This is a genomic window from Empedobacter sp. ULE_I140, assembly GCF_053482575.1.
The window spans coordinates 449,592-473,513 of sequence record NZ_JBQMTX010000001.1 but is presented as its reverse complement, the minus strand read 5'-3'; the positions used below and the strand labels follow the sequence as shown (position 1 = coordinate 473,513).

Annotated in this window: 17 protein-coding genes and 5 tRNA genes; 5 read left to right on the top strand and 17 right to left on the bottom strand. The window is 30.7% G+C overall.

The window, feature by feature from the left end; genetic code table 11:
- Window positions 1–2: 2 nt before the first annotated feature.
- The 6 genes from ACTS9J_RS02195 to ACTS9J_RS02170 form a co-directional block, all read right to left on the bottom strand.
- Window positions 3–770, bottom strand: a complete 768-nt coding sequence (locus ACTS9J_RS02195; RefSeq protein WP_291095416.1) for a hypothetical protein — start codon at window positions 768–770, stop codon at window positions 3–5.
- Entirely contained in the window at window positions 763–3,549 is a 2,787-nt protein-coding gene (locus tag ACTS9J_RS02190) for a virulence factor SrfC family protein (protein WP_291095418.1), read from the bottom strand. Before ACTS9J_RS02190 ends, ACTS9J_RS02195 begins: the two co-directional genes overlap by 8 nt.
- Window position 3,550: 1 nt before the next feature.
- The gene (locus ACTS9J_RS02185; RefSeq protein ID WP_291095420.1) at window positions 3,551–6,550 is read right to left on the bottom strand and encodes a virulence factor SrfB; all 3,000 of its coding nucleotides are present in this window, start codon (window positions 6,548–6,550) and stop codon (window positions 3,551–3,553) included.
- A 604-nt stretch (window positions 6,551–7,154) separates the two neighbouring features.
- A tRNA-Cys gene (locus ACTS9J_RS02180) sits at window positions 7,155–7,225 on the bottom strand.
- A 52-nt stretch (window positions 7,226–7,277) separates the two neighbouring features.
- Window positions 7,278–7,634: a dihydroneopterin aldolase gene (folB, locus tag ACTS9J_RS02175; protein WP_038334989.1), complete on the bottom strand. Its 357-nt coding sequence runs from the start codon at window positions 7,632–7,634 to the stop codon at window positions 7,278–7,280.
- A gap of 70 nt (window positions 7,635–7,704) precedes the next feature.
- Entirely contained in the window at window positions 7,705–8,307 is a 603-nt protein-coding gene (locus tag ACTS9J_RS02170; protein ID WP_038334988.1) for a superoxide dismutase, read from the bottom strand.
- Between the two features lie 135 nt (window positions 8,308–8,442).
- Between ACTS9J_RS02170 and ACTS9J_RS02165 the strand changes: the two genes are divergently transcribed.
- Both ACTS9J_RS02165 and ACTS9J_RS02160 read left to right on the top strand, forming a co-directional pair.
- Complete coding sequence (locus ACTS9J_RS02165) at window positions 8,443–9,648, top strand: serine hydrolase domain-containing protein (protein ID WP_219034028.1); 1,206 nt, start codon at window positions 8,443–8,445, stop codon at window positions 9,646–9,648.
- Entirely contained in the window at window positions 9,623–10,330 is a 708-nt protein-coding gene (locus ACTS9J_RS02160) for a 3'-5' exonuclease (protein ID WP_038334981.1), read from the top strand. Before ACTS9J_RS02165 ends, ACTS9J_RS02160 begins: the two co-directional genes overlap by 26 nt.
- A gap of 52 nt (window positions 10,331–10,382) precedes the next feature.
- Here ACTS9J_RS02160 and ACTS9J_RS02155 read toward each other — a convergent pair whose 3' ends face one another.
- Entirely contained in the window at window positions 10,383–11,804 is a 1,422-nt protein-coding gene (locus ACTS9J_RS02155; protein WP_114998216.1) for a hemolysin family protein, read from the bottom strand.
- Between the two features lie 192 nt (window positions 11,805–11,996).
- On the opposite strand from ACTS9J_RS02155, the gene ACTS9J_RS02150 reads away from it, so the two are divergent.
- On the top strand, window positions 11,997–13,718 hold the full coding sequence (locus ACTS9J_RS02150; protein ID WP_291059791.1) for an ABC transporter ATP-binding protein: 1,722 nt from the start codon (window positions 11,997–11,999) through the stop codon (window positions 13,716–13,718).
- Window positions 13,719–13,849: 131 nt separating this feature from the next.
- Here the strand turns inward: ACTS9J_RS02150 and ACTS9J_RS02145 are convergent.
- From ACTS9J_RS02145 to ACTS9J_RS02125, 5 genes are all read right to left on the bottom strand, one after another.
- A tRNA-Glu gene (locus ACTS9J_RS02145) sits at window positions 13,850–13,921 on the bottom strand.
- 98 nt (window positions 13,922–14,019) lie between these two features.
- Window positions 14,020–14,091, bottom strand: a tRNA-Glu gene (locus ACTS9J_RS02140).
- Between the two features lie 286 nt (window positions 14,092–14,377).
- A tRNA-Glu gene (locus ACTS9J_RS02135) sits at window positions 14,378–14,449 on the bottom strand.
- A gap of 12 nt (window positions 14,450–14,461) precedes the next feature.
- Window positions 14,462–14,716, bottom strand: coding sequence for a 30S ribosomal protein S20 (gene rpsT / locus ACTS9J_RS02130; protein WP_038334974.1), 255 nt, complete (start codon window positions 14,714–14,716; stop codon window positions 14,462–14,464).
- 94 nt (window positions 14,717–14,810) lie between these two features.
- Window positions 14,811–14,882 (bottom strand) — tRNA-Glu (locus ACTS9J_RS02125).
- 218 nt (window positions 14,883–15,100) lie between these two features.
- On the opposite strand from ACTS9J_RS02125, the gene ACTS9J_RS02120 reads away from it, so the two are divergent.
- Window positions 15,101–15,733 carry a C40 family peptidase gene (locus ACTS9J_RS02120; RefSeq protein ID WP_038334971.1) on the top strand — a complete coding sequence of 211 codons (633 nt, stop codon included), beginning with the start codon at window positions 15,101–15,103 and terminating at the stop codon, window positions 15,731–15,733.
- Window positions 15,734–15,789: 56 nt separating this feature from the next.
- On the opposite strand, the gene ACTS9J_RS02115 is transcribed toward ACTS9J_RS02120, so the two are convergent.
- From ACTS9J_RS02115 to ACTS9J_RS02100, 4 genes are all read right to left on the bottom strand, one after another.
- Window positions 15,790–16,497 (bottom strand): rhomboid family intramembrane serine protease, encoded by a 708-nt coding sequence (locus ACTS9J_RS02115; RefSeq protein WP_286494940.1) that lies wholly within the window; start codon window positions 16,495–16,497, stop codon window positions 15,790–15,792.
- Entirely contained in the window at window positions 16,497–19,064 is a 2,568-nt protein-coding gene (locus ACTS9J_RS02110; protein ID WP_219034066.1) for a DNA gyrase/topoisomerase IV subunit A, read from the bottom strand. Before ACTS9J_RS02110 ends, ACTS9J_RS02115 begins: the two co-directional genes overlap by 1 nt.
- 4 nt (window positions 19,065–19,068) lie before the next feature.
- A complete protein-coding gene (locus tag ACTS9J_RS02105) occupies window positions 19,069–19,536 on the bottom strand; it encodes a hypothetical protein (protein ID WP_221854409.1) in 468 nt (155 codons plus the stop codon).
- A gap of 93 nt (window positions 19,537–19,629) precedes the next feature.
- Window positions 19,630–21,480 (bottom strand): DNA topoisomerase IV subunit B, encoded by a 1,851-nt coding sequence (locus ACTS9J_RS02100; RefSeq protein ID WP_125348938.1) that lies wholly within the window; start codon window positions 21,478–21,480, stop codon window positions 19,630–19,632.
- A gap of 107 nt (window positions 21,481–21,587) precedes the next feature.
- Here ACTS9J_RS02100 and ACTS9J_RS02095 point away from each other — a divergent pair, with 107 nt between their 5' ends.
- Window positions 21,588–22,727 carry a methionine aminotransferase gene (locus ACTS9J_RS02095; RefSeq protein WP_416410066.1) on the top strand — a complete coding sequence of 380 codons (1,140 nt, stop codon included), beginning with the start codon at window positions 21,588–21,590 and terminating at the stop codon, window positions 22,725–22,727.
- A 55-nt stretch (window positions 22,728–22,782) separates the two neighbouring features.
- Here ACTS9J_RS02095 and ychF read toward each other — a convergent pair whose 3' ends face one another.
- Window positions 22,783–23,874 carry a redox-regulated ATPase YchF gene (ychF, locus tag ACTS9J_RS02090; protein WP_125348936.1) on the bottom strand — a complete coding sequence of 364 codons (1,092 nt, stop codon included), beginning with the start codon at window positions 23,872–23,874 and terminating at the stop codon, window positions 22,783–22,785.
- Between the last annotated feature and the right edge of the window lie 48 nt (window positions 23,875–23,922).

Sequence of the window (23,922 nt, the reverse complement as noted above, 5' to 3'; positions counted from 1 at the left end):
AATTAAGAATATAACAATGATTTGTAAACAAAAACTAAAACAATAAGTACGAGTAAAACGATCAGAAACCACCAATAAGTTCCAGCAAACCATTTCAGAAACTCTAGAAAACCTGGTTTTCTTTCTAAAGACTCATCTTTTGGAAATTCATCCTCCTTTTCTATTATTTCTTCTGGTAATTCTTCTTCAACTTTTGGTTCATCGATTGGTAAATCTTCTACAATTTCATCCTCAAGAACCGGTTCATTATTTTCACCAATTGGCTCTGTTATGTTTTCTACTATTGGCGTATTTTCTTCAATAATTTCTTCTTCTATCGGAGGATTAGCTAATTGTAAGGCAGGTTTATAAATTTGGCTATTTTCAAATTTCCATCCCCAAACTATAGAAATATCTTTTCCGTTCGTATAAATAAAATTATCTTGCTCATTGAACACTTTTTCTAAAATCTCTGCCCAATTAATCGCATCTTGATCGCGTTGAGATTTAAAATTTTCAATACGTTGTTTTATAACTTCTAAAAACTCATAATATTTACGATAAGCAAACTCTTCGTGTTCAGAACCTTGTGCATTTACAAGATTTGGATAAATTGAAAACCATTCTATATTATATCCACTTTTAATTGGTTTTGCTAATAAATTGCGGTATTGTTGATCTATATTAAATGTCAAAAAATTCGTAATTCTATCATAATGGTTAAACAGATAATTATTATCATGCGACAAAGGCAAATAATGATCTGTTGCTATTTCGTAAAATTTATTCATACTCTAGTTGAAGATTAAAATTAGTAAGGTTTTGGATGTATGATTTCAGTTGTAAATTTGCTTGCTCATCGTAGTTGACAAAACCACAGTTCACTAGCAAAGAAATTCTCAAAAACTCAATCCATTTATTATATTTTTCTAACATAATTGCTTCCGAATTCAAAATTGCAGACTCCTCAAATAAATCAGATAAATCATTATTTGGTTCTAAATTAAATTTTTGATAATTAATAAATTGACGATAATTCGGCATTTTATTAATTTCTGAAATTTCATCTTTTGAAAAGAAATCTAAGTCAAAATTGATGGTAATATCATTGATTATAGTAGAAAATGTTTCGGCTAAAAACTCTTCAATACCTCTATTACTTTCCGTTTCTGAAACAATATCATTTAGCACTTTTGTCAATTTACTTTCGATATTTCTATTCTTAACAATTGAAAATAAATGATCGGCTAAAAAGACAATACTACTTTGAGATAATCCATTATTTGTAAAATATTGATAATTAGAAAAATTCATAATCTTCGATTTCCAATTTTCAAAAATCAACTCAGTATAAATTTCTGGTTTAGATTTTGAAACTTTTTGTTCAAACAACTTCGTTTTATCAATATTTTGATGGTGTAAAAAATCTTCAACTTCTTCACTTGTTCCTAGCCATAGACTAGATTTTAAGATTTCTATTGCTTCTTGATAAGATTTTGCATTTTTTAATTCTGGATATTGAAGGAACAAGATATTGCTTTGATCAAATGAATTATTACTTACTTGAGAAGAATCAACAACAATATTTTCGTTCAATAAATTGAAATTTTCTACCGTATCTGTTCCAATAATTTTAAGAAAAGAATTGAATGCATTTGTGTCTTTCGTCAAAATATTATTGAAGGAAAACTGAAATGTATTGGTATCCTTCATTCGATTTGCTCTTATCACTGAAACATCATCTGAATGTACAAGTGACTCTAAAAACGATTTTATATCAGTAATTAATTCGTTTAATTTATTCAAATAATAATTTGTCTTCGTATGATTATTTGAAACTAGATTAAGATTGTTGATAATACGTAAAGATCCGTCAGAATTGAGAGATGTAGAATCTTCCCAAACATCAGTTGGATTTTTAAAATGTTTATTTACGAATTCAAAATTCTCAAAAGATGATTTTAATGCATTCAAGTAATCAACTCTTTCAGGTTTTAAATTGGTTTCTCTACCTTCAATCTCAAAACCGTCAAATGTATCTGAGGAATATTTATAATCGCGTAATAAGTAAAAGTTTTGGAAATGATGATTCATCAACGTCCATTCTGTATCCCAATCTTTGGTTTGAGTAACAATCTCGTTTTTAAAAAAACGATTAAATCGAGTATCCCATTTGTAGTTTAAAGAATCTGAATCCTCTTTGTAATGTAAATCGTTTGTTATATCAAATTTTAACTGATTATTGAAAAATGTAAAAATTACAAATAACGGTGGAACTTCTGTATTTTGAAGCGCATTAGATCGTTCAATTTTATTTTCACCGATGTTATTTTTTATCCAATTAAAAAGTAATGCAGGAATCTCATTAACATCTAATTGTTTGTCATTTGTACAAAATAGTAAATTATTAATACTATAATTATCGGAATATTTATTGAATAGATAAGAAACCTTACCTCTCAACAACATATCAGGAATTATTTGGTTATCAATATCTTCTAATTCTATTGCCAAACGACTTCTTGCACCAGGAAAATCTAATAAATCTGATTGTTTTAAGAATGGTTTTTCATCCACCAATTCTTTTGGTACAGTAAAAATCAATTCTGACGTTAAAGCTGTAATCAACGATTGTAAAATCTGTACAACTTGTCCATCTTCCGTTTTAACTTGTGTAATGACAGATGATGTATAAATTTCTTTTAGACGTTGTACATCTAAGATTTCTCCTCCGCCACGTAAAACCTCATTAAATTTGATAAAGGCATTCTTAGAAAAATTAAATTTGACCAAAGAATCAATCAACAAACTATACAATTGATTTAGATTATCATTCTTTAACCATAAAATACTAAAGATAGATAACCATTGATTCTGCGAATAGTTTTTAATAATCATACCAACACGTTCAAAGAATTTAGATTCTCGTAAGCTCTCAAATAAAATGGTATGTTTTGATAAATGATTTTCGAAATATTCTTTGATTTCTAAAACATCAAAATCTGTTAAATAATCTTGTTGATTATCAGAGATATTTTGTTCTAACTTCTCTAGATGTTCATTCAAATCGGATAAAGCAACATATTTCTTGATTTTTTTGAGATCAAGAAAAAAGCTATCTAAAACGATTATTAAAATATCTTTTGCGGATAATAATTTTATCTGAATAGGAAAATCTGGAAATTTCAAGTTTTGATCTATTGTAAATCGTGTTACAACTCCCGTACTTTCTGCACCTACACCTGGAGGATTAATATCTTTTAAGAAATCATAATCTATTTCATTATTTTTTATAAGAAATGGTTCTCCTTCAGAACTTAATAAATTTTTTATTAGATATGATTTCCCAACTTGACTTCCTCCGAAAACTGCCATAACAGGCTTAGATTCTATATTCTCGTAAATTCTGTGAAATACATTTTTAGAATTTTTTATTTTTAAAAGAAACTGATCTTTTTCTTCATAACGTAGGTTTTCATTTCCCCAATTAATAAGCTGATCTAAAATAGAAACATTATTTTCTATTCCAAGTTTTATTGTATTTATAAATTGATCTGAATAGTTTTTCATTTTAATTGCTTCTAATTCCTAATGTAAATTCGCATGTATCTAACCAATATCCATCTTCAGTTCCTAATGTTTGAGGAGTTAGTTTAAATAATTTTATTGGTAAATCATCTCCTTCATTATTCTCTATACTTTCTAAAAATATGTTTTCTTTCGATTCGTCATACTCTCTAGAAATCGTAATTTTTAAAGGTAATTTTTCGAATATTTTGGCTTTTATTTTATTTATTTCTTCTTCTTTTCCTTCGGCACGTTGACTTATATAAGCCTCATTAATGCTTATACTATACAAATTTGAGATAGGATAATTTTTACTTTCATACTTAGAATAACCAAATTGAAAAGGCAAATTTTCAATCAAAATAGTATTTTCATTTTTCTTCGGAGTCAAAATGATTTCTGTTGAATCGAAGTCTTTTCTCAAAATATAATCAGCTGTAGAAATCACTTCTTTTCTTAAGGTTTCTATATTCAATTTCAAATCTTCTAAATTTTTCAGACGATTAGATGTTAAAGAGATCATAGCACCAACAGTTACCATTGTTTTAGCATCTTCTACATAACCTTTGTGATCAGAAAACGGGAACCATTTACCTATCCAATAAGTGTTGAGATTGATTAAATTATTCGGTGAAATTGATAAATATTTTAAGAATAAATTCTCTAAACTGTTTAACGACGCGGGTTTTCCTGATAAAACAATATAATCACAATTATAATGATTAAGAACTAAAGCTAATTGTTTTACCAATCCATCAAAAACTGATGCAATTATTTGATCTAATTTTTTAGGTTGGATTGTAAATTTGATATCAAGAAAACTGAAGCCAAAATGTCTTTCGAAATAACTAATTAAATCTTTATTTGTGAAAGATTTTCCTATTATTTCTTCAAAAGTTTTTACTTCAACTTCATTCTTATTCGAGTTATTTAGATAATACATCGCAATCGGAATAGCAACTTGATGAATAAATCCTTTTCTCATCATTTTCCCTAAATACCCTACTTTATTACTATCTACACCAAAAAAACCGTTTAGTTTATCTGATACATTATTAATGCCATTATTAATCGCGTAATTTTCTATAACTCCCGTACAACCTTCATCAATAGGACTATTAATTTTTCCTTCAATAATTACTTGTTGAATAATTTCTTTTAATAAATCATCTCCAGCAATTTTGAAACTGTCCCAATATTTTGGTTTAGGTTCTAATTCTATTGTTTTATTCTCTTGATTAAGCAAATAATCTGCAATCATAATATCTGTTGTTCCTGCACCAATATCAATAGAACCAATCGTTAAATTAGGTTTATTTTTATAAATGAAATTAGAAATTACATATTGATTACTATTTAATTTTTTAGAAATCAAACTATATAGAAATACTAGTTGACAACTCGTTGCCTCATCGTACATCCAATCTTTACGATCTTCTAATTCTGTGTTTTTCTTTTTTATATCTTCTATTGACGGAATAATCTCTGGCATTTCAAACCAAAATTTATTTTCATCTGAATCGAAATAAAATTTTACATAATTATTCAATAATTTACAAGCATCAACAGCCGCTTGTCTCAAAGCAACTTGTTCATATTGTATCATTGCTGTTGGGCAGGAAATTGTGATTCGTCGTAAAGTTCTTGGAATTGTTAAATTACCATGTTCTTGACGAAAATGAAAAGAATTAATTTGAATATAAGCGTGTATTAACATTTCTAAGAACACAAATTTCATCAAACTATTTCTTGAAAAAAGAGATTTAGATCCAAAAATTTCACCTTGTTTAGTTAATGATCCATCTGCATTTAGTTGCTCTGAAATTCCATTTAAGTAAACTTTTTTGATTCGATTCGTATAATCTGGTGAAAATTCCCATTCTATATTAGATGGATTATTATCCCATAAATATCTTTTTGGACTAGAGTTATATGTTTTTAATTCATATCCTAAATCCAAATTAATTCCTTTTTTGTTGATTAAATCATCTGCCTCGAAACCAATTCGAACAAAACTTGGTATAACAAATTTATTATTGTGGTATTTTTCTTTATTGATCTCTCCAAAATTAGATTCCTTGAAAATCAAATTCATCGGAAAAGGTTTATCATACTCAATGTGAGGTTGAGTATAATCTTGTATAATTAATTTTTTAACCTTATCAAACTGAATATTTTCATTATTATTATTCTCAAACAACAATGCACAAGTAGATGAATTTCCTACATCAATAACCAAGTCTACAGGTATTTTTTTTGTATCATCGGTAAAAAGCTGTATTTCTGGCAAATCCATTAATCTTGATAACCATTTCAGTAACAATAAATAATGAGAAATATATTGTTTAACAGGTTGTTCAAATCTTAAGTCTTCATTATTTCCGTAAAAAACATCTGCTATATACCCTTCTAACCATTTTGTTTGGCTATCATCATTATAAAGAAAATTACTAATCAAACTTTCTTCAAATTTTAATTTATATATATTTTCTTCTGGATTAAAACTTAGTTGCGGACTAGTTTTATCATACTCATTTTTTGCTAAACTTGTATCTATCGCAAGTACAAATTCTGCTTTCGAATAATCTTCATTGCATGTAATAAAAAGGCGAACCCAATCTGTCGGATAAGTTAAATCTTTGTTGATTGAATTATCTTTAAAAAATGGTAACGGAATCCATTTATTGTTAAAGTGTTTTAGAACTTTTTTTAGATTTGATAGTTCATAATATTCAGTAAAAGTTTTACAATCCTCTAAATTTGAATCACTTTTTAATTTATTATTGATAATATAATCCTTTTCAATTAGTTCGTTTTTACGATAAAACAAATCTTCATTATCTGTTTTAACTTTAAAAAGAGGATCATAGATAAAATCAAGTAAGTTATTGTCAAATGGTTGGTGAAAAAATAATTTATTATCTTTTCCAAAATCTAAATCAATATTTCCCGAAAATTTATGGTACTGTATACTCGAATTTGCTATTAAGGAAATTCTTAACATGTAAAAGTTGTTTTTATAATTTGGTTGTTTTAATTATTGTAAATATATAAAATGCATTTAAACAACTATATATTAATCATTACAATATTTAAAAATTATTGGAGATCAAAAAAACAAAATATTATTCAATATTAATTATGGTTTTCCGTAATTGTGGTAAAGTTTTTAGACAATTCTATTTTTTTTGATTAAGTTATAAATGATATTTTAAATTCTTGCACCTATTTATAATGTACATTTTATGAAAATAAACTAGCAAAATAGAGATTTAAGATTATTAACAAGCTCCGTAATAAATGTAAATGCACTAAAATTCCAATAAAAAAAATGCAACCAACTTGTTTCTGATTGATTATTCTTGTTTAATTATAAAATATAAAAAAATATAAAAATTTTTTGAAGCTACTTACTATATAGAAATTATGAATGGAAAGAGGGAGGAGATTTAAGAGGATACGGAGGAAGGGGGTGTATGAAATTAAATAAATATGGTTTATATTAGTAGGAGAATTTAAGTATTAGAGTAGAAATCGGACTAATGTCGGACTATTGAAAAACAAAAAAAGTTAACTATCTAAATACAAGACAATTAACTTTTTAATTGAGGTTCCTAGCGGATTCGAACCGCTGTGGACGGTTTTGCAGACCGCTACCTAGCCTCTCGGTCAAGGAACCATTCCCGTTGTTTTGGATTGCAAATATAGCAATAATTTCAGAAAAAAAAAGTTTAATACGATTTTTCTAAAATAACACTCACTTTTTCTACATGCCCACCAATAGGAGGATTCAGCTTAGATAATTTTACTTTTGCATATGTGACATTCGTAAGTTCCTGACCTATACGATCTAACACTCTTTTACAAACATGTTCCAAAAGTTTTGAACGAATACCTACTTCTTCCTTCACAATTTTATTTAACGAAACATAATCCAAAGCATCTACCAATTCATCCGATTCTGTTGCTTTCGTAAAGTCTGCATGCGCTTCCAAATCAACCAAATAATCAGAACCAATGCGCGCTTCTTCATCTAAACATCCATGATTCGAATATATTTTTATATTTTCTAAAATAATTACTCCCATAGTCCAAAGATAAAAAAAGACTTGCGTATTTCTACACAAGTCTTGTATTGTTTAATTTTTTTAAACCTTATTATTTTGCAGATGCAAATCTTTCCGCAACTTTATCCCAGTTAATTACAGAGAAGAAAGCCTCGATATAATCAGGACGACGGTTTTGGTAATTTAAGTAATAAGCATGTTCCCAAACATCTAATCCTAAAACTGGAAATCCTTGTACATCAGCAACAGGCATCAAAGTAGAATCTTGATTTGGAGTTGATGTAACAACTAATTTTCCATCTTTTACGATTAACCAAGCCCATCCAGATCCAAAGCGTGTTGCAGCAGCTTTAGAAAACTCATCTTTGAAAGCTTCAAAAGATCCAAAAGCAGCGTTAATTGCATCAGCAACTTCTGCAGTTGGTTGATTAGCACCACCTGGAGTTAAAATTTCCCAGAATAAATTGTGATTGTAAAAACCACCACCATTGTTACGAACAGCTGGTTTGTCAGTTCCTTTTGCTAAAATTTCTTCGATTGTAGCATTTGCTAAATCAGTTCCTTCAATAGCAGCATTCAAGTTATTTGTATACGCAGCATGGTGTTTGTCATGGTGAATTTCCATTGTTTTTGCGTCAATATGAGGTTCTAATGCATCAAATGCATAAGGTAATTTTGCTAATTCAAAAGCCATAATATTTATTTTTTAGATTTAATTTTCTTGTATAAAGATACACAATAACTCAACAAATATGATTCCGAAATGATAGAATTTTAACATTATTTAATAGTAAAAGCTTATTTTAGTAAAAGATTCTAAATTTTTGAAATGAAAATACTTTGGAAAATAATAAAATGGTTCATCGTAATCATTTGTGTATTAATCCTAATTCTTTATGCAACAGGGAATGACTACATTTTTCGTGGCGTAAAATTAACCTATATGAAAGGTGAAAGCACTGCAAATATCAACGATTACAAAGATTTTGATAACAATGTAATTTTGGCAGATGCACCGCGAGTTTGGCATCAACATTTAGATTATAATCAATTTCCGTTGTCAGCTAATTTCGAAAAGGAGATGAACGATTTCGGAACTGCTGGGTTAGTTATTATAAAAGATAATCAAATTTTGAGCGAATATTATTTCAATGGATATGCGCAAAATGATATTACCAATTCTTTTTCGATGGCGAAAACATTCACGACAATGATGTTAGGAAAAGCGATTGAACAAGGTTATATCAAAGGTTTAGATCAAAAAATAACAGATTTTATTCCCGAATTTAAAAACGATAAATTTGGAGCTGAATGCACCGTTGGTGATTTATCTGCGATGACTTCTGGTTATGATTGGGACGAAGATTATTATTTTCCTCTAAATCCTACTGCAAAAGCATATTATGGCGATGATATAGTTAAACAAATGTTAGCTCGAAAATTTGTTTCTCAACCTGGTGGACATTTCAAATATCAATCGAGTGACACGCAATTATTAGGAATTGTGATTGAACGCGCGTTAAAAAATAAATCGTTATCACAATATTTTCAAGAAGAATTTTGGCAACCAATGGGTATGGAATTAGATGCACAATGGTCGAAAGATAATCCGAAAGGAATGGAGAAAACCTATTGTTGCTTCAATGCAACAGCGCGAGATTTTGCCAAACTTGGACAATTATTATTGAATGATGGAAATTGGTACGGAAAACAAATTTTAGATTCAGTATTTGTTCAGAAAATGGTTTTACCAAACAAAAAAGCATTCGGACCAAATGAGTCACAAATTTATGGTTATTCAGTTTGGATGGATTACAATTACAAAACGCCTTTTTATGCAATGTTAGGACATTTGGGACAACGTATCATTGTAATTCCTTCAGAAAAATTAGTTATTGTTCGAACTGGAAAAACGCATAATGATCAACCAAACAATCATCCAATTGCAGATGGCGATGTTTACCGATTGGTAGACGAAGCAATGAGAATTAATCAAAAAGTGAAAGAAAATGATCCAACGAATTCCTTACAGTAAAATATTATTTTTAGATATCGAAACGGTTCCACAAACCGATGATTGGAATCTTTTGTCTGAAAGAACACAAGCTCTTTGGGAAAAGAAAACAGCTTATCAACGCAATAATAATGAAATTTCTCCTGAAGAATTTTACCACGAACGTGCTGGAATTATGGCTGAATTTGGAAAAATTGTATGCATTTCAGTCGGAATTGTAGTTAAAGATTCTTTTATTCATATCAAAAGTTTTTATGGTCACGACGAAAAGAAATTGTTAGAAGATTTTAATTCAATGTTGATTGAAAATTTTTTCAAGCCTGATCATATTTTATGTGCACACAACGGAAAAGAGTTTGATTTTCCGTATATAGCTCGCCGAATGATGATTAATCAAATTGAAATTCCAGCTATTTTGCAATTATTTGGTAAAAAGCCATGGGAAGTTCAGCATTTGGATACAATGGAATTATGGAAATTTGGCGATTACAAGAACTTTACATCGTTAGATTTATTGGCAAATGTTTTCGAAATTCCAACACCAAAAGATGATATCGATGGTTCACAAGTTGCACGAGTTTATTACGATGAAAACAATGTAGAACGCATCAAAGATTATTGTGAAAAAGATGTTGTAACCTTGATTAATGTTTTCCGAAAAATGCGCTACGATCAACCTTTACAACGAAAAGAAGATTTATAAAAACGAAAAAATCCGCTAATGAGCGGATTTTTTATTCTATATTTTTTAATGATTAATTTTCATCATCTTCTGCTGAATCTGGTTCATCGCGAAAGTTTTCAATCAATTCATCTTTCACTTTCAATTGAACTTGCTCAACAGAATTTCGGTACATTTTGATAATTGTTCCTGTATATTCTTCCAAATCAATCAAATCTCCTTCTGTTAATTCTTTATCAGGATAACATTCAGAAATCAATCCAGCCAACGTATCATAATGTTCACTTTCTTCGAATCTAAACGGTACTAAACGATTAATATCGCTTATCGCGTTGTGTGCATTTATATTATAAACACCTTCAGAAACACGAGAAACTATCGGATCTTCGTTATCATATTCGTCTTGAATTTCTCCAACCAACTCCTCCAAAATATCTTCCATCGAAACAATTCCTGCAACTTCACCAACTTCATTTGTTACAATTGCAATTTGCATATGTTTTTTCTGAAATTGTTTCATTACATTCTTAATCAATGCATTTTCTGAGATAAAAATTGGCTCTCGCAACAATCCTTCAATTTCAGTTTGATTTGGATTTTCCAATAATTGCTTGATTAAATCCTTAGCGTAAATGATACCTTTTATATTATCAAATTCTTCTTCGTAAACAGGATAACGCGAATAACCTTCATTAATCGCATAATCTAACGCATCTTTTACAGAAGTATTAATATTAATTGCAGAAACATTTTTACGTAATGTTTGAATATTCATCACTCGACGATCATCAAACTCAAACACATTTTGAATTAAATTACGCTCAGATTCTTCAATTGCTCCACCTTCAGAACTTTCTGTAATAATCATTTTCAACTCTTCTTCTGTGTGAATTTCACCTCCATGAATAGGATGAATTCCAATCGCACGAAGAATTACATTTGCCAAACCATTCATTAAAACAATAAGAGGTTTGAAAACAAAATAAAATGCACGAAGAGGCCAAGCTACTGTAAAAGTAGTTTTTGTTGGATACTGAATCGCAATAGATTTCGGCGCTAACTCACCAAAAACAATGTGCAAAATAGTAATGATAACGAAAGCTGCTGGGAATGCAACATTATGCGCAATCGCTGTCCAAGAAGGAGAAGTTAAACCAACTACTTCAAAAAGTTTTACGATTACAGGTGTTAAAGAGCTTTCTCCAACCCAACCAAGACCAAGCGAAGCTAATGTAATACCTAATTGTGTTGCGGCAAGATAAGAATCTAAATGATTAACGATTCGTTTTGCAGCATTTGAAGTTCTTTCGTTAATATCTTGATTAACTTCAATTTGTGACGAACGTACTTTTACAATTGCAAACTCGGCTGCAACGAAAAAACCATTTAATAAAACAAGGAAAATTGTAAGCAAAAGTTTTGCTACAGAAATTTCATCGGCGACATTGTGATTAGCGACTAAAAACAATGTCGAAATCTGGGAGTATGTATCCATTCTTCGAATTTAAAAAACTGACTTGTTATAAGTTTTTATAAGCCAGTAAATCAATACATCTAAATTAATAAAAAAAAATAAAAATCACAACGTTTTGATTCGTAGCAAAATTACAAAATTTATAAATACAAAATCTTAGAAATTATTGATTCGAGAAAATGATTAAAAAATCACTAAATTTCCACTTCATTTATCAAGCAACAATTTGCCATGCAAAAGCAAGATTTACATTATATTATCGAGATCAAAAAATTATCGATTTCTTTTGGAGATAAACAAGTTTTGAATAACATCAATTTCAAAGTAGAACAAGGTGATACATTAGGAATTGTTGGAGAATCCGGCTCTGGAAAGTCATTAACTTCATTGGCAATTATGGGTTTATTGTCTCCTAATGTGACAATTCATCCCGAAAGTGAAATTCTTTTTCGTCAAGATGATAAAATGATCGATTTGCTTAAACTTTCGCCTAAAGAACTGGAGGAAATAAGAGGAAATGAAATCGGAATGATTTTTCAAGAACCAATGACTTCTCTAAATCCAAGTTTACGTTGCGGGGAACAAGTGGAAGAAGAGATTCGTTTGCATCAAAATTTATCGAAAGAAGAAGCTAAAAAGAAAGTTCTTCATCTTTTTGAACAAGTAAAATTACCAAATCCCGAACGTATTTATAAAGCCTATCCGCACGAATTATCTGGTGGACAAAAGCAACGTGTAATGATTGCAATGGCGATTTCTTGCGAGCCGAAATTATTGATTGCTGACGAACCAACAACAGCTTTGGACGTTACGGTACAAAAAGCAACGTTAGATTTATTGAAAGAATTACAAGAAAAAAATAACATGAGCATGTTGTTTATTTCTCACGATTTGGGCGTAATTGCAAATGTTTGCGAAGAAGTTTTGGTGATGTTTCGTGGTGATGTTGTAGAACAAGGAAATGTGGAAACTATTTTTAATCATCCGAAAGAAAATTATACAAAAGGTTTAATTGCTTGTCGACCTCGATTGGATGAACGCGCAAAACGTTTACCTACGGTGAAAGATTTCTTAGAAAATCCAAATTTCAAAACTGAAATCTATACAGAAGAAGAACGAGAAGCTTTTCACGAAAAAATTTATGTAAATCCTCCAATTTTAGAGGTTAAGAACTTGAAGAAATATTTCTATCCTTCGACTCTATTTGGAAACGCTACAATCCCGAATGTAAAAGCTGTCGATGATATTTCATTCAAAGTATATCCAGGTGAAACAATGGGCTTGGTTGGCGAATCGGGTTCTGGAAAAACAACCTTGAGTAGAACGGTTTTGTTATTAGAAAAACCAACTGCCGGCGAAATTTATTATAATGGTATAGATATTACGAAACTAAAAAAAGAGCAAATTCGTAAATTAAGAAGAGAAATTCAGATTATTTTCCAAGATCCATATTCAAGTTTAAATCCTCGCCAAACCATTGCGCAAATTATTACAGAACCAATGCAAGTGCATAAAATTGGTCTGAATAAAGCTGAGCGATTAAAAACGGCTTCATCTCTTTTACAAAAAGTGGGTTTATCAGATCAAGATTTGAACAAATATCCGCACGAATTCTCTGGTGGGCAACGTCAACGTATCGGGATTGCTCGTGCTTTGGCTTTAAATCCTAAATTTATCATTTGTGATGAATCTGTTTCTGCGTTGGATGTTTCTGTTCAGGCACAAGTTTTGAATTTATTAAATGATTTGAAAACAGAATTTGGATTTACCTATATATTTATCTCGCACGATTTGGCGGTTGTAAAATATATGAGCGATCAATTATTGGTGATGCAACACGGAGAAATGAAAGAATTGAACGATGCAGACAAGGTTTATGCGCATCCGACAACAAACTATACCAAAGAATTGATAGAAGCTATTCCAAAGCTATAAAAGGATCTTTTATAAAAGCAAAAAGCGTTTGAAGTTTATTTCCTCAAACGCTTTTTTATTGATCGCAATAAATCAATATAAACTAAACTATTTCAAAATAAAAAAAGCATCCAAATCTGAATGCTTTTTAGTAGTCCCTAGGGGAATCGAACCCCTCTTTCTAGAATGAAAATCTAGTGTCCTAACCGATAGACGAAGGGACCTCCTTTCGTATTATTGTGGTGCAAAAATAAACGTTTATTTTTTATTACCAAACAATTTTCGAAAAATTTATACTATTTTTTTTAATCAAGTCAAATTGTAGTCCCTAGGGGAATCGAACCCCTCTTTCTAGAATGAAAATCTAGTGTCCTAACCGATAGACGAAGGGACCACTTAATATGAATTAATTAATTCGAATATTATTTATTTTGAATGAACGTCATTTTGTGTTGGGAGTTGTAGAAAAGTCGATGTATAATTCTAATAATTTGAACCAAGTTGAATTATACAGCGACATTTTCATTCCCGATTAATCATCTAAACATTATGATTAACCTTTACAAACAAAACACAAAAAACAATTTCCTTTACACAGTATTCTACTGGTTGTTTAAAAAATCAACAACTATGAACAAGGAAAAAAAAGATTGCAATAATGCAATCCATCTATTAATTTGTAGTCCCTAGGGGAATCGAACCCCTCTTTCTAGAATGAAAATCTAGTGTCCTAACCGATAGACGAAGGGACCACTTTTATTTTATTAAGCTAATCCCGCAATATGTTTCGCTAACTTTGATTTTAAGTTTGAAGCTTTATTCTTGTGAATAATGTTTCTTTTTGCTAACTTATCAATCATTGAAGAAACTTTCGGAAAAACTGTTTCTGCTTCATTTTTATCAGACTCAGATCTTAAAGCTTTAATAGCTGTACGAGCTGATTTGTGATAATATTTATTACGATCGCGTCTTACCGCTGACTGTCTAATTCTTTTTAATGCTGACTTATGATTTGCCATAACTTAAATCTCTTTCTATTTTAGTTCGGCAAAGATATAAACAAATATTTTATCTCGCCAAATTAATTTAATAATTTTCTAAAACACTTTTATGTAGCCCATAGGAGAATCGAACTCCTGTTTCCAGGATGAAAACCTGATGTCCTAACCACTAGACGAATGGGCCGCATGACGGCTTAACCACTTGTTGTGAAAAGCGAGTGCAAATGTAGAACAATTTTTTGGACTTCCAAATATATTTAAAAGTTTTTTTGAATATGTTTTTGTTAAAAAATGTTAAGGAAGTTAATATTTTGTCAAAACAACTCTTATATATAATGAGTTATAATTTTAACAATTACTTTAGCGGTGCTATTAAAATTTATACAAACGAATACTCAATATATGAAAGCATCGATATTAGGTGTAGCTGCAGTGGTTTGCACGATGTTTATTACATCATGTTCATCTTTAACCCCAGTTAGTGAAGCTACAGAATATTCTTCGAGAAGTTTCGTACCGAAACCAAGAGCTATTGAAGCTCAAGCTAAAATAATCAATAAACATGCCAATTTAGATGTTACACCAATAGAAATTAACGATGAAGCGAAATCTATGGTTGTGTTAAACAGCGTTTTAGAAGAAACGAATGAATTGTTTGCAGGGTTTTTATTAAAAGAAGCAGAAACGTATATTGGTACACCTTACCGATACGGAGGCACAACAAGAAGTGGTATTGATTGTTCTGCCTTTGTTAGAAACGTTTTCGAAACTTTCAATAAAAATTTACCTCGTGTATCTGCAGATCAGGCAAGAGAAGGTTTTACAGTTAGTACAGACGAAGCAAAGGAAGGAGATTTAGTTTTCTTTGCAACAAGAGGTCGTGGTAGAGTTTCGCATGTAGGAATTGTTCATGGAAGAAATAAAGATGGAGTTTTAGAATTTATTCATTCATCTACTTCTCAAGGTGTTATGGTATCTTCTTTAAATGATAGATATTGGGGACCAAAATTCTTATACGTAAAAAGAATATTATAACATTATCATAAAAAAAGCATCAAGTAATTTTGATGCTTTTTTTTTGTCTTATTTTTTTATTTTCGATGTTCTCTCAAAATCATCACAAGCAATACAATTAATGGAACAATCATTCCTAAAATATAATATGTATTGATTTGTAAAATTGTTGGATAAAATAATATTGCAGATAATAATCCCACAATTGCTCCACCTAAATGCGCTGAATGCCCGATGTTCCCTAAATTAGTTTTCATTCCATAAACTGAATATCCTAAATATAAAATTCCGAAAATCCAGGCTGGAATTGGTAAAGCAAAAAATAATCTTAATTCCATTTCAGGAAAAGCTGCAATTGCAGCGAATAAAATCCCTGTGACTCCTCCAGAAGCTCCTACTGCCGAATAAAAAGTTTCTTTCTTGTGAATCAACAAAGACAAAAGATTTCCGCCAATAACCGCTGCAAAAAAAACTAAAAGAAACATTCCGTAACCTACATTTAGTTTAGCATTCGAAAAGTCTCCTAATAAAAATCCTTCTGGACTTGCAAAAAAACCGATAACAGGATTCGCAAAAAAGTAAAGAGTTAACATATTGAATAACAAATGAGTAAAATCAACATGTAAAAATCCTGAACTTAAAATTCTATAGTATTCCTTATTATATAATATCGACCCTACTTGGAATTTATATTTTTCAAAAAAAGCTAAATCGTTAAAACCTTTCCAACTTACCAAAACATTCAATCCAATAACGACTAATGCCACAATAGAGATGTCTCCCATTATTCTTCTATATTTTCTTCTTCATTATTATCCTCCTCAATCGCATCAAATAGCGTCGGCTGCGGCTCTTCTTCTGACTCCTCCTCTTCTTCTGGTTCTTCGAATGGAAGCGGTTCTAACACATTAATCTGTTTTAATTTATATGTCGTCAATTGATTTCCTTGCGCTTTAATTCCTTTAACTGTAATAAATTCTTCTAAATTTATCACTTCTGGTTCTTTTTCTAAACCTTTTACTTTCGGGAAAATCAACTCAATAACTGGTAAATAATCTGTCGAAACAACTTTTATTGATGATTTACCATCTTCTAACGTATAAAAAGTTTGTGGAGAAAATGTATCTTCTAAAAGGAAACGTTTCACAAAATAACGATCTTTTTCTGCATCATAATACACGCAAGAAATCGGTTTTGAAGGTTTCCATTTCTCGATAATTTCTAAATCTTCGTCAAAACGATTACTCAAATCAAACGAAACCAATTTTGCTTCACCTTTTTTATTAATCGTTAAAATTTTATCATCACCCTTAAAAGAACCTAATAAAATCCCCAATCCATCTGCATTTAGGCGTTTTGTATCCGTATCAAACCAAATTTGACGAGGTGCTAAAGTCGAAACTCCTTCCTCTTTCAATTCTACTTTTTTGATTGGATATTTTGTTACTAAATTTCCTTTTGATGCACGACCTTTAATCGCTAAATCAGCAAAATTAATATCAAATTTTAATTTTTTGATTCGTTGATGAGTTTTTAAAATAATTGATACAACTTCGGCTTCTCCATTTGGATTTGCTGAAAAATACAACACTTCCGAACCTTTATTACCAGCCGTTAAATCATATTCTTTATCGCGAGTAATTCCCGTTACAGCAAAACGTTTTTGATAAGCCGGACCATTTTTACCATCGCGATAAATCAAGTTATAAATGGTACGTTTATCATTTTTATGCCAAATTCCAACATGAATAATTCCTTTTCCAACAAAAGTTTTTGCATCAACTTTTGTCACAATCATCGAACCATCATGTTTGAAAACCACAATATCATCAATATCAGAACACTCGAATAAATACTCGTCTTTTTTCAATGAAGTTCCGATAAAACCTTCGTTTCTATCCACATAAAAACGTGTATTTGCAACGGCAACTTTTGTCGCATCAATCGTATCAAATGTTCTAATTTCTGTTTTACGTTCTTTTCCTTTTCCGTATTTTGTCTTTAGGTTTTTGAAATAATCGATCGCATAATCAATCAAATTTGCTAAATGATGTTTTACATTCTCGATTTTATCTTCTAATGATTCAATAAATTGTTGTGCTTTATCTAAATCAAATTTTGAAATACGTTTGATTCGAATTTCTGTTAAACGCGTAATATCTTCTTCCGTAACTGGACGAATTAAATGCGCAATATGTGGCTTCAGCCCTTTATCAATCGCAGAAATTACACCTTCCCATGTTTCTTCTTCTTCGATATCGTGATAAATTCTATTCTCGATAAAAATTCGTTCCAACGAAGAAAAATGCCATTGTTCTTGCAGTTCATCTAACTCAATTTCTAACTCTTTTTTCAACAATTCAACTGTATTGTTTGTATTGTGAATTAAAATTTCAGAAACTGTTAAAAATTCTGGTGTTTGTTCATTAATCACACACGCATTTGGCGAAATAGAAATCTCGCAATCCGTGAATGCATACAATGCATCAATTGTTTTGTCTGGACTACTTCCTGGAACAAGATGAATTAAAATCTCAACTTCAGCCGCTGTATTATCTTCAATCTTTTTGATCTTGATTTTACCTTTATCATTGGCTTTTAAAACTGAATCAATCAAAGATCCTGTCGTTGTGCCGTAAGGAATTTCCGTAATTTTTAACGTTGTTTTATCTTCTTGCAAAATCTTTGCACGAATACGCACTTTACCACCACGCAATCCATCATTATAATCGGAAACATCAACCAATCCAGAAGTTAAAAAATCTGGGAAAATTTGAAATTTCTTTCCTTTCAGATGTAAAATTGACGCATCAATTAACTCATTGAAATTGTGTGGCAAAATCTTTGTTGACAAACCAACTGCAATTCCTTCTACTCCTTGTGCCAAAAGCAAAGGAAATTTGATTGGAAGATCAATTGGTTCTTTATTTCGACCATCATAAGATGGTTGCCATTTTGTAGTTTTTGGATTATAGACAACTTCTAACGCAAATTTAGTTAATCGAGCTTCGATATAACGCGACGCAGCTGCTCGGTCACCAGTGTAAATATTTCCCCAGTTTCCTTGCATATCGATCAACAATTCTTTTTGACCAATTTGAACCATTGCATCAGAAATCGCCATATCACCATGCGGGTGATATTTCATCGTATTTCCTACAATGTTCGCAACTTTGTTATATCGTCCGTCTTCCAACTCGCGCATTGAATGTAAAATTCTACGCTGAACTGGTTTCAACCCATCATAAATAGATGGAATTGCTCGTTCTAAAATTACATAAGAGGCATAGTCAAGAAACCATTCTTGGTACATACCAGAAACCTTCTTGATGCTCTCTTGATTGTCTTGCATCATGTTAAATAGCTACTTCTACATTGTTTTTGACCATACAATTAGACTCCACAATTTTGTCTAATTCAGTCAAAATAATATTAATATTTCGGTTAGAAATGAATGCTAAACGAAATTTGACTTTTGTTAAATTGGTAGGATTCTTTTTACTGTTAATATAAAAGACAACGTTTTTTGAAAGAATTCCTTTCTGAAAATCGTATTTGATCAATTTATACTTCGGTAAATCGATTTTGTTCGTTTTTGAATCTAAGAAGGATAAAAATCCAACATTCTTCGTTTCAAAAGTTATGGTTTCACCTTTTGTGTCTATCGCAAAAAATTGATTTCCACTTTTATAGCTTACATAAATAAACAACGCTATAAAAATTGCAACAACATAAGGTGGTATTATGTGATACTTGTAAGGTAAAATACCAGCATACATAATAAGGTTTAGAATGATTAAAATAACGATGGTGAAATTTAGCATTTTAAAGAGCTGTATCACATTTTTATTATTCTTCTTCATATTTATAAAATAGGTGTTTAGGTTAGATAGAAAGTAAGTTTTTTATAAAATATTCTAATTTTTAATAGCTTCTACAGCCAAATTGTTAATAATAAATTCTTGTCTTGTTGGTGTATTTTTTCCCATGTAAAATTCTAAAAGACTTTCGATGGTTTGATCTTTTCCAATCATTACTGGTTCTAAACGAATATCTTTTCCGATAAAATGTTTGAACTCATCTGGCGAAATTTCACCTAATCCTTTGAATCGTGTAATCTCTGGATTTTTAACTTCTTCCAACGCTTTTATACGTTCTGGTTCAGAATAACAATAACGTGTTTCCTTCTTGTTTCTCACACGAAAAAGTGGTGTTTGCAAAATATACAAATGTCCCTCTTTGATCAATTCTGGGAAAAATTGTAAGAAAAATGTAATAATCAACAAACGAATGTGCATTCCATCGACGTCAGCATCAGTTGCAATTACAACATTATTGTAACGTAAATCTTCTAATCCTTCTTCGATGTTTAATGCCGCTTGTAAAAGATTAAATTCTTCGTTTTCATAAACAATTTTCTTTGTCAAACCGTATGAATTCAACGGTTTTCCTCTCAAACTAAAAACCGCTTGCGTTTCTACACTTCTACTTTTGGTAATCGATCCACTTGCCGAATCTCCCTCGGTAATAAAAATAGTTGTATCTAAACGTAATTCAGCTTTCGGATCATTATAATGTTGACGACAATCGCGCAATTTCTTGTTATGTAAACTAACTTTTTTGGCGCGATCACGCGCTAATTTTCGAATTCCAGAAAGCTCTTTTCGTTCCGTTTCTGATTGTTTAATCTTGCGTTCTAATGCTTGCGCAACTTCTGTATTTTTATGTAAAAAGTTGTCAAGATTCGTTTTGATAAAATCATTTACAAACGTGCGAACCGTTGTCATTCCTGGTCCAATTTCATTCGAACCAAGTTTAGTTTTTGTTTGCGATTCAAAAACTGGCTCAATTACTTTGATCGAAATTGCTCCAATAATTGATTTTCTAATATCCGCAGGATCATAATTTTTATTATAAAATTCGCGAACAGTTTTCACAACAGCCTCTTTAAAAGCTGTTAAATGTGTTCCTCCTTGCGTTGTATTTTGACCATTCACAAAAGAATAATACGTTTCCGAATATGATTTCGAGCTGTGCGTCATCGCAATTTCGATATCTTCTCCTTTCAAATGGATGATATCATAAATTGTTTCTTCCTCGATATTATCATTCAATAAATCTTTCAATCCGTCTTTCGAAAAGAATTCTTCTCCATTGAAAATAATTTTCAATCCTGGATTTAAGTAAACATAGTTTTTCAACATTTTGTCTACATATTCTTTTCTGAATTTAAAATTCAAGAAAATCGATTTATCTGGGATAAATGTAATTTTAGTTCCTTTTCGTAAAGATGTTTCTTTTTCATCTTCTTGATTTGCTAAAATCCCTTGCTCAAACTCTGCAATACGTGTTTTTCCATCTCGAATAGATTGCACTCGAAACGATGTTGACAACGCATTTACAGCTTTTGTACCAACACCATTTAAACCAACCGATTTTTTGAAAGCTTGTGAATCATATTTACCACCTGTATTCATCTTAGAAACGGCGTCAACCATTTTTCCAAGCGGAATTCCACGTCCATAATCACGAACCGTTACCTCATCTTCGCGCAGATTAATTTCGATTGTTTTTCCTGCACCCATCACAAATTCATCGATACAGTTATCTACAATCTCCTTCAACAAAATATAAATTCCATCATCTTGAGACGAACCATCTCCCAGCTTCCCAATATACATCCCAGGTCGCATGCGAATATGTTCGCGCCAATCAAGGGTTTTGATATTGTCTTCCGTATAATTTACTTGTTGATCTAATTCTGACATTTGAGTTGTTGAGTGTTAAACGAGTTTTACAAAAATAAGAAAAAATTTCCTAAAAATATTAAGGTTCATTGTTTTGATTTTGAGCAAAAACGACCTAATTTACCAATATGATAAAATCTAAACTACCCAATGTTTCGACAACCATTTTTTCGGTAATGAGTCAATTGGCAAATGAACATCAAGCGATTAATTTAGCGCAAGGTTTTCCTGACTTTAATGCAGATTCTGAATTAATTAGTCGTTTAAATTATTATTCAACACAAAATTACAATCAGTACGCGCCAATGACTGGCGTCGAAAAATTGCGTGTATTACTTTCAGAAAAATATTCTAATCTTTATCAATCTGATTACGATTTTCAGAATGGAATTAACATTACGAGTGGTGCAAGTCAAGCGATTTTTAATGTTGTTTCTACATTAATTCATCCAAATGATGAAGTAATTATTTTTGAACCTGCTTACGATTTATATCAACCAACGGTTGAATTATTTGGAGGAAAAATTGTTCCAATTCAGCTAAAATATCCTGAATATTCTATCGATTTTGAAGAATTGAAGAAAAAAATTAATGATAAAACGAAATTGATTATCGTTAATAATCCGAATAATCCAACTGGAAAAATTTTATCCGAAAATGATTTAAAACAATTTGAACAAATCCTAAAAGATTCAAATTGTTATTTGCTTGCAGATGAAGTTTATGAGCACATTACATTTGATGGAAAATCGCATCAAAGTTTTGCAAAATTAAAATCAGTAAAAGACAAGATTTTCATCGTAGGTTCTTTCGGAAAATTATTTCACATAACTGGTTGGAAAATCGGTTATATTTTAGCCGAAAAAGAATTGATGAAAGAGTTTAGAAAATGTCACCAATTCAATACTTTTTCTACGCATACACCATCACAATATGCAATTGCAGATTATTTAGAAAAACCTGATCATTACTTGCATTTGAATGATTTTTTTCAACAAAAAAGAGATTTATTTGTTAAAGGTTTAGCTTCAACAAATTTTGAAGTTTTGCCTTGCGAAGGAACTTATTTTGTAAGTGCAAATTATGCTAAAATAAGTGATTTATCTGATGATGAGTTTGCAAAACAGTTAACCATCAAAAATAAAGTTGCGACAATACCAATTTCAGCATTTTACCATGATAAAACAGATAACAAAGTAATCCGATTTTGTTTTGCTAAAAAGGATGAAACACTTTTAATGGCTTTAGAAAATTTGAAAAGTTTGTAGAAAAATAAAAGCTCAATCTTTCGATTGAGCTTTTTATATAGATATAATTTAAATCTTAAACATTAAACAAGAAATGCATAATATCACCATCTTGTACGATGTACGCTTTTCCTTCTACGTTTAATTTTCCTGCTTCACGACATTTAGATTCTGATCCGTATGTAATAAAATCCTCAAATTTGATTACCTCTGCACGAATAAATCCTTTCTCGAAATCAGTGTGAATAACTCCTGCCGCTTGTGGTCCTGTAGAACCTTTTTTGATTGTCCAAGCACGAACTTCTTTTACACCTGCTGTGAAATATGTTTCTAAATCTAACAATGTATAAGCAGAACGAATCAAACGATTAACTCCTGGCTCTTCTAATCCTAATTCTTCCAAGAAAATTTGACGCTCATCAAACGTTTCTAACTCGTTGATATCTGCTTCTATTTGTGCCGCTAAAATTAACACTTCTGCGTGTTCATCTTTTACAGCTTCTTTCACTTTTTCTACCCATTCGTTTCCGTCTTTTGCAGCAGACTCGTCTACATTACATAAGTACAAAACTGGTTTAGAAGTAATCAATTGTAACGAATCCACAATTTCTTGCTCTTTTTCGTCCAAATCCATTTCACGAACATTTTTCAACTCTTCTAAATGAGCGATTACAGCTGTTAAAACTTCTACAACTTTTTGTTCGTCTTTATTTCCTGCTTTTGCTGCTTTTTTAGATTTATCGATACGTTTTGTAACTGTATCCAAATCTTTCAATTGCAACTCAATATCAATTGTTTCTTTATCACGCAATGGATTAATAGAACCATCAACATGTGTAATATTTTCGTTTTCGAAACAACGTAAAACGTGAATAATTGCATTACACTCTCGGATATTTCCTAAAAATTGATTTCCTAAACCTTCTCCCTTACTTGCTCCTTTTACTAAACCAGCAATATCTACAATTTCTACAACAGCAGGCACAACGCGCTCTGGATTTACAATTGCTTCTAACTGATTTAGACGAGTATCTGGTACAGAAACTGTTCCTACATTTGGTTCAATTGTACAGAAAGGATAATTCGCCGATTGCGCCTTTGCATTCGACAAACAGTTAAATAAAGTAGATTTACCAACATTAGGCAATCCAACAATTCCACATTTCATATATGTTGTCTCTTTTTTTAATGATTGAATATTAGAACGATGTTCTAA